At 72.3% G+C, this 16,852-nt stretch carries 12 protein-coding genes and 1 pseudogene; 8 read left to right on the top strand and 5 right to left on the bottom strand.

Going from position 1 to position 16,852, the window contains the following annotated elements:
• Positions 1-220 precede the first annotated feature (220 nt).
• Complete coding sequence (locus tag OG972_RS18445) at positions 221-3,046, top strand: FAD-binding and (Fe-S)-binding domain-containing protein (RefSeq protein WP_266982890.1); 2,826 nt, start codon at positions 221-223, stop codon at positions 3,044-3,046.
• A 111-nt stretch (positions 3,047-3,157) separates the two neighbouring features.
• Here the strand turns inward: OG972_RS18445 and OG972_RS18440 are convergent.
• The 3 genes and pseudogenes from OG972_RS18440 to OG972_RS18430 form a co-directional block, all read right to left on the bottom strand.
• Positions 3,158-3,319, bottom strand: a pseudogene (locus OG972_RS18440) (EstA family serine hydrolase); the annotation flags it as partial.
• A 71-nt stretch (positions 3,320-3,390) separates the two neighbouring features.
• The gene (locus tag OG972_RS18435; RefSeq protein ID WP_266982888.1) at positions 3,391-3,561 is read right to left on the bottom strand and encodes a hypothetical protein; all 171 of its coding nucleotides are present in this window, start codon (positions 3,559-3,561) and stop codon (positions 3,391-3,393) included.
• Between the two features lie 80 nt (positions 3,562-3,641).
• A complete protein-coding gene (locus OG972_RS18430) occupies positions 3,642-4,532 on the bottom strand; it encodes a LysR family transcriptional regulator (protein ID WP_266982886.1) in 891 nt (296 codons plus the stop codon).
• Between the two features lie 146 nt (positions 4,533-4,678).
• On the opposite strand from OG972_RS18430, the gene OG972_RS18425 reads away from it, so the two are divergent.
• Positions 4,679-5,647, top strand: coding sequence for a DMT family transporter (locus OG972_RS18425; protein ID WP_266982884.1), 969 nt, complete (start codon positions 4,679-4,681; stop codon positions 5,645-5,647).
• A gap of 6 nt (positions 5,648-5,653) precedes the next feature.
• Here OG972_RS18425 and OG972_RS18420 read toward each other — a convergent pair whose 3' ends face one another.
• Together OG972_RS18420 and OG972_RS18415 are read right to left on the bottom strand one after the other, a co-directional pair.
• Complete coding sequence (locus OG972_RS18420; RefSeq protein ID WP_266982882.1) at positions 5,654-6,163, bottom strand: hypothetical protein; 510 nt, start codon at positions 6,161-6,163, stop codon at positions 5,654-5,656.
• Positions 6,164-6,229: 66 nt separating this feature from the next.
• The gene (locus OG972_RS18415) at positions 6,230-6,928 is read right to left on the bottom strand and encodes an NUDIX hydrolase (RefSeq protein WP_266982880.1); all 699 of its coding nucleotides are present in this window, start codon (positions 6,926-6,928) and stop codon (positions 6,230-6,232) included.
• Positions 6,929-7,154: 226 nt separating this feature from the next.
• Here OG972_RS18415 and OG972_RS18410 point away from each other — a divergent pair, with 226 nt between their 5' ends.
• The 6 genes from OG972_RS18410 to OG972_RS18385 all read left to right on the top strand — a co-directional run bounded on the left by OG972_RS18410 (position 7,155) and on the right by OG972_RS18385 (position 16,821).
• Entirely contained in the window at positions 7,155-9,257 is a 2,103-nt protein-coding gene (locus OG972_RS18410; RefSeq protein WP_266990562.1) for a LamG domain-containing protein, read from the top strand.
• Between the two features lie 257 nt (positions 9,258-9,514).
• The gene (locus tag OG972_RS18405; RefSeq protein ID WP_266982878.1) at positions 9,515-10,309 is read left to right on the top strand and encodes a TIGR03084 family metal-binding protein; all 795 of its coding nucleotides are present in this window, start codon (positions 9,515-9,517) and stop codon (positions 10,307-10,309) included.
• Complete coding sequence (locus tag OG972_RS18400) at positions 10,306-12,021, top strand: acyclic terpene utilization AtuA family protein (protein ID WP_266982876.1); 1,716 nt, start codon at positions 10,306-10,308, stop codon at positions 12,019-12,021. Before OG972_RS18405 ends, OG972_RS18400 begins: the two co-directional genes overlap by 4 nt.
• On the top strand, positions 12,018-13,616 hold the full coding sequence (locus OG972_RS18395; protein ID WP_266982874.1) for an acyl-CoA carboxylase subunit beta: 1,599 nt from the start codon (positions 12,018-12,020) through the stop codon (positions 13,614-13,616). The genes OG972_RS18400 and OG972_RS18395 overlap by 4 nt, the downstream gene beginning before the upstream one ends.
• 8 nt (positions 13,617-13,624) lie before the next feature.
• A complete protein-coding gene (locus tag OG972_RS18390) occupies positions 13,625-15,628 on the top strand; it encodes a biotin carboxylase N-terminal domain-containing protein (RefSeq protein ID WP_266982872.1) in 2,004 nt (667 codons plus the stop codon).
• Positions 15,625-16,821 carry an acyl-CoA dehydrogenase family protein gene (locus tag OG972_RS18385; protein ID WP_266982870.1) on the top strand — a complete coding sequence of 399 codons (1,197 nt, stop codon included), beginning with the start codon at positions 15,625-15,627 and terminating at the stop codon, positions 16,819-16,821. Before OG972_RS18390 ends, OG972_RS18385 begins: the two co-directional genes overlap by 4 nt.
• The last annotated feature ends 31 nt before the right edge of the window (positions 16,822-16,852 follow it).

Raw genomic sequence — 16,852 nt, 5'->3', positions numbered from 1 at the left:
TTCGGTACGGCAGGGGGTGAAAGTGATCAACCGGAGTTGATAATTCCTAATCAAGTCGTGGCCACTATATGAGAATTGACGATCTGTTTGGGAAGTCCTTGTGGCCTTTTCTATTACGTATGTGACTACGCATCCGACGTATTCCGACGGATTGACGTATTCGGGAGAAACGCGAGGGGGCGGCGGGGCCCAGCGCCCCGACCAGCGGCATCCTGGGCCCATGGCTGAACGACAGGACCGGACCGCTCTTGTACGGGCCCTCGGCAGTGCCGTGCGCGGAGAGGTGGAGTTCGGCACCACCGCGCGGGCGCTGATGACGATGGACGCCTCCAACTACCGCCGGGTGCCGCTCGGGGTCGTCGCCCCGCGCGACGCCGACGACGTCGCCGCCGCGCTCGCCGTCTGCCGTGCGCACGCGGTACCCGTCGTGCCGCGTGGCGGCGGCACCTCCATCGCCGGGCAGGCCACCGGCACCGGTGTGGTCCTCGACCTCACCCGCCACCTGGGGAAGATCGTCGAACTGGACGCCGCGTCCCGGACGGCCGTCGTCCAGCCGGGCGTGGTCCTGGACGACCTGCGCGCCGCCGCCGCACCCCACGGCCTCACCTTCGGCCCCGACCCGTCCACGCACAGCCGGTGCACGCTCGGCGGGATGATCGGCAACAACGCCTGCGGCTCCCACTCGGTGGCCTGGGGCACCACCGCCGACAACGTCCACGCACTGACCGTCGCCCGCTACGGCGGCGACACGCTCCGGCTCGACCGGGGGAGGTGGGACGGCGCCCCCGCCGGCCTGCGCGAACTGGTCGGCTCCCACCTCGCCCTCCTCCGCACCGGCTTCCCCGAACTCCCGCGCCGCATCTCCGGATACGCCCTCGACGCCCTGCTCCCCGAGCGCGGCCCGGACCTGGCCCGCGCCTTCTGCGGCAGCGAAGGCACGCTCGGCGTGATGACGGAGGCGACCGTACGGCTGGTCGAGGCGCCCGGATCCCGCGCCCTCGCCGTACTCGGTTACGCCGACGAGTCCGCGGCCGCCGAAGCCGCCCCCGGCCTCCTCCCGTACCGCCCCCTGACGGTCGAGGGCATGGCGGCCGATCTCGTACGGGAACCGGCCGGGCTGCCGCGTGGCGGAGCCTGGCTCTTCGTCGAGACGGGCGGGGACACCCCGGCCGAGGCGCGGGCGCACGCCGAGCGGATCCTGCGGGCTGCCGACGCGGTGGACGCGGCCGTCGTCACCGACCCGGCCGGACAGCGGGCCCTGTGGCGCATCCGGGAGGACGCGTCCGGCACCGCGACCCGGATGCCCGACGGCAGTGAGGCCTGGCCCGGCTGGGAGGACTGCGCCGTACCGCCCGCCCGCCTCGGCCCGTATCTGCGTGACTTCCGCGCCCTGCTCACCGCACACGGGCTGCGCGGCACGCCGTACGGGCACTTCGGCGACGGCTGCATCCACGTGCGGATCGACTTCGACCTGCTGAGCGGCGACGGTGTGGCCCGCTTCCGCCGCTTCTCCGAGGAACTCGCCGCGCTCGTCGTCGCGCACGGCGGCTCGCTGAGCGGGGAACACGGCGACGGGCAGGCGCGGGCCGAGCTGCTGCCCCGGATGTACGGGGACGAACTCGTCGCGCTCTTCGGCCGGTTCAAGGATCTCTGGGATCCGGACGGCGGCATGAACCCCGGCATCCTCGCCCGCCCCGCCCGCCTCGACGAGAACATCCGCTTCGACGTCCTGCCGAAACGCCCCGTGGACGTCACCTTCGGCTACCCGCACGACGGCGGCGACTTCACGGCGGCCGTGCGGCGATGTGTCGGCGTCGCGAAATGCCGTACGGCGCAGCCGGCGGGCACGGACGTGATGTGCCCGTCCTTCCGGGCGACCGGCGAGGAGGCCCACTCCACCCGCGGCCGGGCCCGCCTGCTGCACGAGATGCTCGCCGGCGAGGTCGTCACGGACGGCTGGAGGTCGCAGGAGGTGCGGGACGCGCTCGACCTCTGCCTGTCCTGCAAGGGGTGCCGCAGCGACTGCCCGGTTGGCGTGGACATGGCCACGTACAAGGCGGAGTTCCTGCACCACCACTACCGGGGGCGGCTGCGGCCCGCCACCCACTACGTGATGGGCCGGCTGCCGCAGTGGCTGCGGCTCGCGGCCCCGGTCGCGCCCGTGCTGAACGCGCTCGCCCGGATCCGCCCGTTCGCCTCACTGGCGAAACGGCTGGCGGGCATCACTGCGGAGCGGATGATTCCGGTGCTGGCGGGGGAGACGTTCACCCGGTGGGCCCGAAAGCGCAGGGGCCGCGGGACGGTGATCCTGTCGAGCGATCAGGTGGTGACCGTCTGGCCGGACACCTTCACCAACCACCTCTCCCCGGAGGTCGGGAAGGCGGCCGTCCGGGTCCTGGAGGCTGCGGGCCGGACAGCCCTGTACCCGGAACGGGGCGTGTGCTGCGGACTCACCTACGTATCGACGGGCCAACTGGACAAGGCCCGCACGGTCATGCGTCGCACCCTCGACCGGATGGGGTTCTCCCTCGGCGACCCGCTCGTCGTCCTCGAACCGAGCTGCGCCGCCACCCTCCGTACGGATCTGCCGGAACTCCTCCCCGACGATCCCCGCGCCGCCGAACTCGCGGGTTCGGTGCGGACGTTGGCTCAGTACCTGGAGGAGTACGCCCCCGACTGGCAGCCGCCGCGCCTCGACCGCCGGGTCGTGGGCCAGACCCACTGCCACCAGCACGCGGTCCTCGGTGATGCGGCCGAACGCCGGCTGCGCGAACGAGCGGGGTTGGAAGGGGAGTTGAGCGGAGGCTGCTGCGGTCTTGCGGGGAACTTCGGTTTCGAGCGGGGCCACTGGGATGTGTCGGTGGCGTGCGCGGAGGAGCAGCTGCTGCCGTCGGTACGGGGTGCGGACCCCGGCACGGACATCCTGGCGGACGGTTTCTCGTGCCGGACCCAGCTGGCACAGCTGGCGGGTGTGCGGGCGAGGCACCTGGCGGAGCTGCTGGCGGAGGGACTGGACGGGCCCGCTGCCCACCCCTCCGGCAACTGACCCGAGCGTCCGCTCCACCCCCCTGCGGTGATTGAGCAGCAGGGCCCGGGGGGAGCCCTGGGGCCGGGAAGGGCGGGGCGGGGAACGGGCGCCCCCGCCCAATCGCCCCCATCAGCCCGCCTCGACCGCCCGCGCCACCGCCGCCACCAGCCGCTCGTTCTCCGGAGCCGCCCCGCCCGGGAAGGCGTACCGACGGCGCGTGTACCCGTACGCCAGCCCACTGGCCGGATCGGCGAACGCCTGCGCGCCCGCCGCCCCGCAGTGCCCGAAAGCCGACTCGCTCAGCGACGGGTACCGGACCGACGGCCGCTCGAAGCCCAGCCCGAAGTGGTCCTCCTCGCCGGTCACCAGGTCGGTGCCGGCCCAGTATCGACGACCGTCCGGCCGTGCACCCGCACCGCGAGCTGGGACCCGGGCTCGGTGCTGTCCTCGGCGAGCACGGCGGCGTAGGCGTCCCGTACGCCTTCGAAGCCGGGTGCGACGGTTCCGTGCACGGTGATGTCGTCGTCCGTCATGGTTGCTTCCCCCAGGTGATGACCGGCCCTCGCACGGCGTTCAGAGCGCCCCAACCGCACGGCACCACCCGGGCATTCCCTCACGGGGCGATGTTCTGCCCGATGATCTCGTGGGCCAGCGAGGCGAGTTGGGGCAGCGCCGGGTGGCCCGGGGCGTCGCGCCGGGCGAGGAGCAGCGGGACGGTCGGGGCGTCGACGAGCGGGCGGTAGGCGACCCCCGCGTGCGGATGCATGTCGGCGGTGGAGGCGGCCGACACCCCGGAGCCGCGCCCGGCCGCGATGGCGGTCAGCCAGTCGTCGGTGTTGGCGACGGTGACGGTGGCGGCGGGCCGGGCGCCACGTGGCCACAGGTCGACGGTGGTGGTGCCGGAGACGGTGTTCAGGACGATCGGGCCGCCCGCGAGATCGGCGAGACGGAGCGTGGCGTGCGCGGCGAGCGGCCCGTCCGCGGTCACCGCAGCCACCCGGTCCTCGCTCAACAGCACCTCGGTGACGAGCCCCGGCGCGTCGACGGGGCCGCGCAGCAGCGCCGCGTCGACCTCGCCGCGGGTGAGCCCGGCGGTGCGGTCGTCGATCCGCAGCAGTTCGAGGGGCGTCTCCGGGTGCCGCTGCTGCCAGCTGCGGAGCAGCGGTGTGGTGTAGGGGCCCAGCGCCGACCAGGCGTGTCCGAGCCGCAGCGGCCAGTGGCGCAGCCCACCGGGGTCGACGGCCTCGTCGAAGGCGGCGACCGCCGCGGCGGCCTTGTCACGGAAGACGACGCCCTCGGGGGTGAGCGAGAGGTGGTGGGTGGAGCGGTCGACGAGCCGGACGCCGAGGTGCTGCTCCAGGGCGGCGAGGGTGCGGGAGACGGCGGGCTGGGTGAGCCGGAGCGCGGCTGCGGCGCGTGTGACGTTGCCCGCTTCGGCGACGGCGAGGAAGGCCCGTAGATGACGCAGCTCGACGGTGCGGCCGGGGCCCTGTCCTGTGCTCATGCGTGTGGAGCATAACGAGAGCGCAATCGGCATTTCACGCGCCGCGCGGACGTCTCTACGGTGAAGGAACGAGCCGCGCCGCAGGAGTGCAGTATCTTAAATTACCAAGTGCAACACATTGAACTCTTCGAGGATGAAGGCCACCCGTGAATGACCAGCGCAGTGCCGTGGAGCCGGCCGCAGCAGCCGTCGCCGTACCGGAGGCGGTGTCCGCCTTCGACGGGACGGGTCCCGCACGACCGGGCGGCCGCAGGGCGGCGCTCGCTCCGGTGGCGCTGGTGGTCGCGGGCGGACTCTCCGTCCAGTTCGGCTCGGCGGTCGCGGCGCTCCTGATGCCGCGGGCGGGCGCGCTCGGCGTGGTCACGCTCCGGCTGGCCGTCGCCGCGGTCGTCCTGCTGATCGTCTGCCGCCCGAAGTGGCGCGGCCACTCACGGGCCGACTGGGGGACGGTGGTCGCGTTCGGCGTCGCGATGGGCGCGATGAACATGCTCTTCTACCAAGCGCTCGACCGCATCCCGCTGGGTGCGGCCGTCACCCTGGAGGTGCTCGGCCCCCTCGCGCTCTCGGTCGCCGCCTCCCGCCGGCTGGTCAATCTTGTCTGGGCGGGGCTCGCGCTGGGCGGGGTGTTCCTGCTGGGTGGTGGCGGCTTCGACCGCCTGGACCCGGTCGGCGCGGCGTTCGCGCTCGGTGCCGGGGTGATGTGGGCGGCGTACATCGTCTTCAGCGCCCGCACCGGCCGCCGCTTCCCGCAGGCCGACGGCCTGGCCCTGGCGATGACGGTCGCCGCGGTCCTGTCGCTCCCGATGGGCATCCTGGAGTCGGGCGCGAAGCTCGCGGTCCCGTCGACGCTCGCGATGGGCGCGGCGGTGGCCCTGATGAGCTCGGTGCTGCCGTACACGCTGGAACTGATGGCGCTGCGCCGGCTGCCCGCGCCGACGTTCGCGGTACTGATGAGTCTGGAACCGGCCATCGCGGCGACGGCCGGATTCCTGATCCTCGACCAGGCGCTGACGGCCACCGACGCGCTCGCCATCGCCCTGGTCATCGGGGCGAGCATGGGCGCGGTCCGCAGCCAGGTCGGCGGCGCCCGCCGCGCGAGGCCGGACACCCCTTAGAGGAGCTCAGGAGTTGTCCGGCTGCGGCGTCGGGTTGACGGTGTCGAAATACAGCCGGTCGGTCACCGCGTCCAGGAAGAACCGCCCGGCGTAGACCGACCCCGTGAGGTGCCTGTCGTACGCCGCACTGTGCATCCAGCGGGCCCGGCCGGGCAGGAACTCCGCCACCGCGGCCGGCACGTTCCCCGGGACGGACGCGGTGAAGTTCCAGGTGTGATCGCCGACGACGGGTGCGACGGCACCGGGGCCCAGTCGGGCGACGGAGACCAGTTGCTCCGCGGGCAGGCCGATGTCCCTGGCCAGAGCCTCCCCGGTACGCGTGAGCGCCACATGCCCCAGCACGGTCGGACCGTCCACGGCCACCCAGGCATCGATCAGGCCGCGCGGGGTCAGCCAGCTCCGCGGGTCGGCCGGCCACTGTGCCGGGTAGCGGTCCGTCTCGTGCACGGTGGCCAGGGCGTCCGTGCACGCCTCCATGTCGCTGCCGCGGCGGTGACGAAGCTCGATCTCGCCCATCCCTTGATCCTCACACACAGCCGTGGCACCCCGGTCCGGGGAAGCGCCAGGACGCGGTCCGCACCCTCAGCATGCGCAGGCCGCATCCAGGTCCCCCACCGAGTCGGCGAGCTCAGCCGGAGGCGTCGGCCAGCCGACGGTGTGCCAGTGGGCGATCCGCCAGGACAGGCGACGGGGCCACAGCGGCGTGGTGGGCAGCTCGGAGACGGGAACCCAGACCGGGACGCCGCCGTAGTTGTCCAGCGTCTCGGGTGCGCCCACCTCGCCCTCGGCCTCCATCGTGAAGTAGTGGCCGCGGTTGCCGTTCCGCCAGATCCGGGCCACCTCGCGCACGACCGCCCCGCGCAGGCCGGTCTCCTCCCGCAGTTCGCGTACCGCCGCCACCTCCGGTGTCTCACCGGTCTCGACCCCGCCGCCCGGGATCTCGTAGTGGCGCTCCGGCGTGCGGATCAGCAGCATCCGCCGGTCACGGATGACGATCGCGCCGCCGCGGACCCGGCTCGGCGCGACGGACGTCGGGTCGTCCAGGACGGTTGTGTCCGGCGGGAGCGTTCCCTCGGACCAGGCGCGCAGGACCTTCTCCGCCGCGCCGACCGGACGGATCCGGGCGTGCAGCGCCTCGGCCAGCGGCAGAGTGACCAAGGGGCCCTTGGCGGTCCGGTCGCCCGGGAAGGTGTAGTAGATGCCAGTCCCGTCCCGATGCCGTTCCAGGACCAGTCCGTTGTCGTCGAAACGCACACCGACGGTGCGGGGTTCGTCAGTCATCGGCGGAGGCTAACAGCCGGGACCCGGCCCGGCCGGGGATGTCTGTCAACTGCACCTCGGTTGCTGCCGGTACCGGACCGAGACCCCGGCATCCCGGCGGGAAAACCGCTGCGGCGGTGTCAGCGCTCGCTGTTAGCCTCCGGTGGCTCGTGTGATCCACGGGCCTCAAATCTGTATAGGGGAGGGACACTTGTCCGAAAAGAGACGGCTGGGTGGCAGAGGGCTGGTGGTGGGGTGCTGTGTGGCGGCGGTCGTGGCGACCGCGTCCGGCCCGGCGTACGCGGCGGACAATCTGCCGCCGAAGCAGCCGCTCGTCCAGGATCTGCAGACGGGGAGCAAGGCGTGCGCGGCCGGTGACGAGAAGGTCTACGTCGCGGAACCGCCCACGCTCACCGCTGTGCTGTACGACCCGGAGGAGGACAACCAGCCTGCCGAGGCCAACCTGGTCAAGGGCGAGTTCGAGGCCTGGTGGACGGACTCGGCCGGGGTCGAGCAGCGCCGCACGCACACCACGCCCCAGACGCTGTCGGGGACCCGACAGCTATGGCGTATGCCGGAGGACATCCCGGCGAACACCGTCGTCTCGTGGCACGTCCGCGCGAACGACGGCACCGCGAGTTCCGCGTGGAGCTCCGACGCCGAGGGCTCGGTCTGCCAGTTCGTGTACGACGACGCGAGCCCCGAGAAGGCAGTCGTCACCTCGCCGGACTACCCGGAGGAGCAGTTCCAGGACGGCGTCGGCGTCTACGGCGGCTTCACCATGGCATCCCCGTCGTCGGACGTCGTCGAGTACCGCTACAACTTCATCGGCGGCCCGTACGCGACCGTGCGTCCCGACGAGATGGGCGGACCCGCCACCATCCGCTTCCTGCCGCTGAAGTCCGCCCCGGACTACCTGAGCGTCCGTGCGATCGACCGGTCGGGGCGCAGCAGCGGGACCACCACGTACCACTTCTTCGTGAAGTCCGGCCGTGCTCCCGTGGCCCACTGGAAACTGGACGACGCGGCGGGATCCACGACCGCCGCTGCCGAGACGGGCAGCGCCGCCCGCGCCGGTACCGGTGTGACCTTCGGCGGTCCGGGGCCCGAGGGCACCGGCGTCACCTCCACGGCCGGCCTCGACGGCAGCAGCCACGGCTTCCTCACCCCGAGCGCCCCGGCCGTCGACACTCGCAGGACCTTCGCCGTCAGCGCCTGGGTACGCCCCGCCCAGACCGACCGCACCATGACGGTCGCCAGTCAGGACACGGGCAGGGGGGCCGGCTTCGCCCTCGGACTGCGCAGCGGGGGCTCCGGTGCCGCCTGGTCGTTCGCCATCGGTGACGCGCAGGTGTCGGGCGGCGCTCCGGAAACCGGTGAGTGGGCCCATCTGCTGGGGCTCTACGACGCCGAGACCGGCCGGGCCCAGCTGTACGTCAACGGCTACGAGGTCGATACCAAGGCCGAGGCCGCACCCGCCGAGGCGACCGGAGCGTTCCAGATCGGCCGCGTACGGGCCGGATCCGGCTACCGCCATCGCTGGCACGGCGACATAGGTGACGTCCGGGTCCACGACCGGGTCGTGGTGCCGGACGAGGCGGCCGAGCTCGCGCGCCGGACGCCCAAGCTGCTCGGGCACTGGTCACTGGAGGCTGCCACGGACGGCGTCAGCCCCGAGCAGAAGGATGGCGCGCCCCTGCGGCTCGCCCCGGGAGCGACGATCTACCAGGCCTCCGACAACTCCTGCATCCCTGAGATCGATCCCGACTGCCCCTACGTGCCGCCCGCGCTGGTCGGTGACGGGCATCTGAGGCTGGACGGCGAGGGCGGACACGCCGCCACCGACGGGCCGGTCGTGGACACCGGGGACAGCTTCACCCTCGGGGTGGTCGTACGGCTGGCGGACTCCCAACCGGCTCACCCGATGACCGTGTTGTCCCAGGCCGGTGAGCACACCGACGCCTTCAAGGTGCGCTACGAGCCGTCGACGCACGCCTGGCAGCTGGTCGTGCGGGAGAAGGACGAGGCGGGCGCGGCCGAGAGGGTGGTGTCCCGGATCCAGGCGGCGGACGGCGGCGAGGGCCAGGGCCACCGGCTGGCCGTGGTCTACGACGACGCGACCGACAAGATCAGGCTCTACCTCGACGGGTACACCAACGCGCAGGCGACCGCGGACTTCCCCAAGGGCTGGCACAGCACCGGCCCGTTGCAGGTGGGGCGCGCCCACACCGCCGACGGTTGGGGCGAGTACCTGCACGGCGACGTCGACGAGATCCAGGCGTACGCCGGCGCCCTGAGGGACAAGGACATCCTCGGGCTGGGTCGGGGCACCGATCCCTGCTTGTGTTGACCGACCCCTTCTTGTGCCTGCAGACGGCAATCCCTCCGAGGGCCGCTCGCACGTCGATCGACGTGCGAGCGGCCCTCCTCGCTGCCAGGCGGGAGGGGGCACCGGGCGGCACGGAAGGGTGAGCCGGAGTACCAGGCCCCCGGCCACCCCACTGAGTGAAGTGCGGAAGAGAATCAAATAATGCAAGCATGCTTGCTTGTTTCTTGGTCCGCTGACATGCTCCTCGGCACACCGCCATGCCCGGAGGGGAGCGCACCGTGTCCGATGCCGCAGCCGTGCTCGACGATCTGCGCAACGAGAGCGATGAACTCGACGTGCTCGTCGCGGAGTTGAGCGGCGATCAGTGGGCCCGGCCGACCCCCGCCGAACGCTGGACCGTCGCCCATCAGATCGCCCATCTGACCTGGACCGACGAGGTGGCCCTGCTCGCCGTCACCGATCCGGACGCCTTCGCGGTGGAGGTGGCCAAGGCCCAGGCAGCCCCCGACAGCTTTGTCGATCAGGCTGCCGAGGAGCTTGTCGCCGCAGAGCCGGCCGCGCTGCTCGCGCGCTGGCGCGACGGGCGTGAGCGGCTCGGGCGCGCCCTGCGCGACGCCCCGCCCGGCACCCGCATCCCGTGGTACGGGCCGCCCATGAGCGTCGCGTCCATGGCGACCGCGCGACTCATGGAGACCTGGGCGCACGGGCAGGACATCGCCGACGCCCTCGGCGTCGTACGCGGCCCGACCGCCCGGCTGCGGCACGTCGCCCGGATCGGGGTGCGGGCCCGTGACTACGCGTTCCTCGTGCGAGGGATCAAGCCGCCCGGCGAAGAGTTCCGGGTCGAACTGGTGGCGCCCGGAGGAGAGTTGATCGCCTACGGGCCCGAGGGTGCCGCGCAGCGCGTCACCGGACCGCTGTACGACTTCTGTCTGCTCGTCACGCAGCGCGCCCACCGTCTCGACCTGTCCGTGCGCGCCGTCGGGGCCGACGCCGACCAGTGGCTCGACATCGCACAGGCCTTCGCCGGGCCGCCCGGTCCCGGCCGCGCACCCAAGGGCGGTGCACGGTGACCGCCTCGCCGCTGCGGATCGGGAACGCCTCCGGGTTCTACGGCGACCGCTTCGACGCCGTGCGCGAGATGCTCACCGGCGGCCCCCTCGACGTCCTCACCGGCGACTATCTCGCCGAGCTGACCATGCTCATCCTCGGGCGGAGCAGGCTGGGGGACCCGAACCGCGGGTACGCCACCACCTTCCTGCGCCAGCTCGAAGACGGCCTTGGGCTCGCGCACGAGCGCGGGGTGAAGATCGTCGCCAACGCCGGAGGGCTCAACCCGGCCGGACTGGCCGAATCCATACGGGAGTTGGCGGAGAAGGTGGGCGTGCCGGTGCGCGTCGCGCATGTCGAGGGCGACAGCCTGCCCGTCCCCGACGGGTTCCTCACCGCCAACGCGTACCTCGGGGGCGCGGGCATCGCCGCCTGCCTGCGCGCCGGGGCCGATGTCGTCGTCACCGGCCGGGCCACCGACGCCGCCCTCGTCACGGGACCCGCCGCCGCCCACTTCGGCTGGGAACCCGGCGACCACGACGCACTCGCCGGTGCCCTCGTCGCCGGGCATGTGCTGGAGTGCGGCACCCAGGCGACCGGCGGGAACTACTCCTTCTTCCGCGGTCACGACGTCCGCCGGCCCGGCTTCCCGCTCGCCGAGATCCACGCCGACGGGACGTCCGTCATCACCAAGCACGACGGTACGGGCGGCGTCGTCGACGTCGGGACCGTCACCGCCCAGCTGCTGTACGAGACCGGAGGCGCCCGGTACGCCGGACCGGACGTGACCGCCCGGCTCGACACCGTACGGCTGACGCAGGAGGGACCGGACCGCGTACGGATCTCCGGAGTGCGCGGCGAGGCTCCGCCGCCCACGCTCAAGGTCGGGCTCAACCGAATCGGCGGCTGGCGCAACGAGGTCGTCTTCGTGCTCACCGGACTCGACATCGAGGCCAAGGCGCAGCTGGTGCAGGACCAGTTCGCGGAGGCGCTCACCCGGACGGGGAAGGAGCCCGACGAGGTGCGGTGGGAGCTGGCCCGTACCGACAGGGCCGACGCCGACACCGAGGAGACCGCCGGCGCCCTGCTCCGGCTCGTCGTCCGCGACCAGGATCCGGAGGCGGTCGGACGCGCCGTCTCCGGGGCCGCCATCGAGCTGGCCCTCGGCAGCTACCCGGGCTTCCACGTCACCGCCCCGCCCGGCAAGGGCGCGCCCTACGGGGTGTTCGAGGCGAGGTACGTACCGGCGGGAGAGGTCGACCACGTCGCCGTACTTCCGGACGGGCGGCGGGAGGACATGGCAACACCGGTACACGTGAGGGAACTTGAGGGTGTGGACGAGCCCGCTCTTCCCGAGCCGCTGCCCACCGGGATCACCCAACTCGCCCCCCTCGGCCGCATCGCGGGCGCCCGCAGCGGCGACAAGGGCGGGGACGCCAACGTCGGCGTCTGGGTCCGTGCCGACGACGCCTGGCGCTGGCTCGCGCATGAGCTCACCGTCGAGCGTTTCCAGGAACTGCTCCCGGAGACGGCCGAGTTGACCGTCGTGCGGCACGTGCTGCCGAACCTCCGCGCCCTGAACTTCGTCGTCCACGGCCTCCTCGGCGATGGCGTCGCAGCGCAGGCCCGTTTCGATCCGCAGGCCAAGGCGGTGGGGGAGTGGCTGCGGTCCAGGCACCTCCCCGTCCCCCTGAACCTGCTCGAATCCACCGACGCACCGGAGGCGCACGCATGACCGTCCTGGCCAGTGGGCTCGACACCGCGAGCCCCGAATACGCCGCCCACCGGGCTGCCATGCTCGCCAAGCTCGCCGAGCTCGACACCGAGCACTCCAAGGCCCTCGCGGGCGGGGGCGAGAAGTACGTCGAGCGGCACCGGGGGCGCGGCAAGCTCCTCGCCCGGGAACGGATCGAGCTGCTCGTCGACCCCGACACGCCGTTCCTGGAACTGTCGCCGCTCGCCGCCTGGGGCAGCGAGTACGCGGTGGGCGCCTCGCTCGTCACCGGCATCGGCGTCGTCGAGGGCGTGGAGTGCCTGATCACCGCCAACGACCCGACCGTACGCGGTGGCGCCTCCAACCCCTGGACGCTGAAGAAGGCTCTCCGCGCCAACGAGATCGCCTTCGCCAACCGTCTCCCGTGCATCAGTCTCGTCGAGTCGGGCGGGGCGGACCTGCCGTCCCAGAAGGAGATCTTCATTCCCGGCGGCGCGCTGTTCCGCGACCTCACCCGGCTCTCCGCCGCCGGAATCCCGACCGTGGCGGTCGTCTTCGGGAACTCGACCGCCGGCGGGGCCTACATCCCCGGCATGTCCGACCACACCGTCATGATCAAGGAGCAGTCCAAGGTCTTCCTCGGCGGACCGCCGCTCGTGAAGATGGCGACCGGCGAGGAGAGCGACGACGAGTCCCTCGGCGGCGCCGACATGCACGCCCGCACCTCCGGGCTCGCCGACCATTTCGCCGTCGACGAGCACGACGCGCTCCGCCAGGCGCGGCGGATCGTCGCCCGGCTCAACTGGCGCAAGGCACACGCCGATCCGGGCCCCGCCGAACCGCCGAAGTACGACGAGGAGGAGCTCCTCGGCATCGTGCCCGGCGATCTCAAGGTCCCGTTCGATCCGCGCGAGGTCATCGCCCGGCTCGTCGACGGCTCGGACTTCGACGCGTTCAAACCGCTGTACGGGACGAGCCTCGTCACCGGCTGGGCCCGGCTGCACGGTTACCCCGTCGGCATCCTCGCCAACGCCCAGGGCGTGCTGTTCAGCGAGGAGTCGCAGAAGGCCGCCCAGTTCATCCAGCTCGCCAACCAGCGCGACATCCCCCTCCTCTTCCTGCACAACACCACCGGCTACATGGTCGGCAAGGAGTACGAACAGGGCGGCATCATCAAGCACGGCGCGATGATGATCAACGCGGTGTCGAACTCCAGGGTCCCGCACCTGACCGTCCTGATGGGCGCCTCGTACGGGGCCGGGCACTACGGCATGTGCGGGCGCGCCTACGACCCCCGCTTCCTCTTCGCCTGGCCGGGCAGCAAATCCGCCGTCATGGGACCGCAGCAACTCGCGGGCGTGCTGTCCATCGTCGCCCGCGCCTCCGCCGCCGCCAAGGGGCGGCCGTATGACGACGAGGCCGACGCCGCACTCCGCGCCATGGTCGAGCAGCAGATCGAGACCGAGTCGCTGCCGATGTTCCTCTCCGGGCGGCTGTACGACGACGGGGTCATCGACCCGCGCGACACCAGGACCGTCCTCGGGATCTGCCTGTCCGCGATCCACACCGCCCCGGTCGAAGGCGCCCGCGGCGGCTTCGGCATCTTCCGGATGTGAGGACGAACATGATCAGCACCCTGCTCGTCGCCAATCGGGGCGAGATCGCCTGCCGGATCTTCCGGACCTGCCGCGCCCTGGGCATCGCCACCGTCGCCGTGTACTCGGACGCGGACGCCGACGCACTGCACGTCAGGGAGGCCGACACCGCCGTGCGGCTGCCGGGGGCCGCGCCCGCCGACACCTATCTGCGTGGCGATCTCGTCGTACGTGCCGCGCTCGCCGCGGGCGCCGACGCCGTGCACCCCGGCTACGGGTTCCTCTCCGAGAACGCCGGGTTCGCCCGGGCCGTGCAGGACGCCGGCCTCCGCTGGGTCGGTCCGCCGGTCAAGGCCATCGAGATGATGGCGTCCAAGACCCGCGCCAAGGAGCTGATGGCCGCCGCCGAAGTGCCGCTGCTCTCCCCCGTCGACCCGGCGAAGGCGACCGTGGACGATCTGCCACTGCTGCTGAAGGCCGCGGCCGGTGGCGGCGGGCGCGGGATGCGGGTCGTACGGGAACTGGGCGCGCTGCCCGGCGAGGTGGCGGCCGCCACGGCCGAGGCGGCGAACGCCTTCGGGGACGGGGAGGTCTTCGCCGAGCCGTACGTCGAGCGCGGACGGCACGTCGAGGTCCAGATCATGGCCGACGAGCACGGCACCGTATGGGCGCTCGGCACCCGCGACTGCTCGCTCCAGCGGCGTCACCAGAAGGTCATCGAGGAAGCACCCGCACCCGGCCTCGACAAGGCGCTGCGCACCCGGCTGCACGACGCGGCGACCGCCGCCGCCCGAGCCGTCGGCTACCGCGGCGCGGGCACCGTCGAGTTCCTCGTCACCGCCGACGGGCGCCCCTACTTCCTGGAGATGAACACCCGCCTCCAGGTCGAACACCCCGTCACCGAAGCCGTCTTCGGCCTCGACCTCGTCGCCCTGCAACTGTCCGTCGCCGAAGGCGTACCCCTCCCGGCCCCCACACCCCCCGACCCGCACGGGCACGCCGTCGAGGCCCGGCTCTACGCCGAGGACCCCGCCCACGACTGGCAGCCCAGGACCGGGCCGCTGCACACCCTCGACGTACCGGACGAACCCGGACTGCGCCTGGACACCGGGTACACCGGCGGCGACACCATCGGCGTGCACTACGACCCGATGCTCGCCAAGGTCATCGCCCACGCCCCCACACGCACCCAGGCCGTCCGGCTCCTCGCCCGCGCCCTGGAGCGCACCCGCATCCACGGACCGGTCACCAACCGCGACCTGCTCGTACGGTCCCTGCGCCACCCCGACTTCACCGGCGCCCGCCTCGACACCGGCTTCTACGACCGCCACCTGGACGCCCTCACCGCCACCCCCGACGGCGCCACGGACCGGAACCTCGCCGCCCTCGCCGCAGCCGCCGCCGACGCCACTCGCCACCGCACCACCGGCACCCCGTGGAAGCCGCACACCGGCGTCAACCCACCACGCCCCCCGGCGGCGGACACCCCGGCTACGGGCTCCCGCTTCGGCGCCTGGCGCAATATCCCCTCGCAGCCCCAGACCAGGCGCTACCGCAGCGAACCCGACGGCACCGAACACGAGATCGCCTACCGCACCACCCGCAGCGGCGCGATCGAAGCCCCCGGCGCCCGGATCCTCACCGTCACCCCCGACCACGTCACCGTCGAGACGGACGACGGCGTCACCCACCGCTTCCGCCTCGCCGCCCACCACGACCGGGTGTACGTGGACGGCGCCACCGGCTCGTACACCTTCACCGCCCTGCCCCGCTTCACCGAACCCACCCACCGCACCGACCCCGGCTCCCTGCTCGCCCCCATGCCCGGCACCGTCGTCCGGCTCGCGGACGGACTCGTGGCGGGTGTCGCGGTCGAGGCGGGGCAGCCGCTGATCTGGCTGGAGGCGATGAAGATGGAACACCGCATTCTCGCCCCCGCCTCCGGCACCCTCACCGCACTGCATGCCGCACCCGGCCTCCAGGTGGAGGTCGGCGCCCTGCTCGCCGTCGTACAGGAGGAACCGACCCCATGAGTACCGTCCTCGAAACCGAAGAGCAGCAAGCCCTGCGCGCCGCCGTCGCCGCACTCGGAAAGCGGTACGGGCGCGACTACATGACGTCCGTCGTGCGCGACGGAGCCCACCCCCGCGAACTGTGGACCGAAGCGGCCAAGCTCGGCTACCTCGGGGTGAACCTCCCGGAGGAGTACGGCGGTGGTGGCAGTGGCATGGCCGAACTCTCCATCGTCCTGGAGGAATTGGGAGCTGCCGGCAGTCCGCTGCTGATGATGGTCGTCTCCCCGGCGATCTGCGGCACCGTCATCGCCCGCTTCGGCACCGACACCCAGAAGCAGCAGTGGCTCCCGGGTCTCGCGGACGGCTCCCTCACCATGGCCTTCGGCATCACCGAACCCGATGCCGGATCCAACTCCCACCGCATCACCACCACCGCCCGCCGCGACGGTGAGGACTGGGTGCTCACCGGGCGGAAGGTCTTCGTCTCCGGCGTCGACATCGCCGATGCCACCCTCATCGTCGGCCGCACCGAGGACGCCAGGACGGGGAAGCTCAAGCCCTGCCTCTTCATCGTCCCGCGCGATGCTCCCGGCTTCCGGCGCTCGCAGATCGACATGGAACTCCAGGCGCCGGAGAAGCAGTTCGAGCTCGTCCTCGACGACGTGCGGCTGCCCGCCGACGCCCTCGTCGGAGGGGGTACCTCCCGCTCGAGCGAAGCCGAGAGTGGGGGAGAGGACGCGGGTCTGCTCCAGCTCTTCGCCGGACTGAACCCCGAACGCATCATGACCGCCGCGTTCGCTCTCGGCATGGGGCGGTACGCGCTCGGCCGCGCCGTCGAGTACGCGCGGACCCGTCAGGTGTGGAAGGAGCCCATCGGCTCCCACCAGGCCATCGCACACCCCCTCGCCCAGGCACACATCGAACTCGAACTGGCCCGCCTGATGATGCAGAAGGCCGCCAGGCTGTACGACGAGGGCGACGACATCGGCGCGGGCGAAGCCGCGAACATGGCGAAATACGCCGCCGCCGAAGCCTGCGTGAAGGCCGTCGACCAGGCCGTGCACACCCTCGGCGGCAACGGCCTCACCCGCGAGTACGGGCTCGCGTCCCTGATCACCGCCGCCCGCGTCGCCCGGATCGCACCCGTCAGCCGGGAAATGATCCTGAACTACGTTTCCCACCAGTCCCTGGGTCTCCCCAAGTCCTACTGACAGGAGGGACCCTGTCCCTCCACCCGCCGTA

Origin of the sequence: Streptomyces sp. NBC_01669 (genome assembly GCF_026339735.1) — a bacterium.
Lineage (GTDB): Bacteria > Actinomycetota > Actinomycetes > Streptomycetales > Streptomycetaceae > Streptomyces > Streptomyces yanii.
The sequence above is the reverse complement of the archived record's forward strand: the minus strand, read 5'-3'. Positions and strand labels throughout refer to the sequence as shown.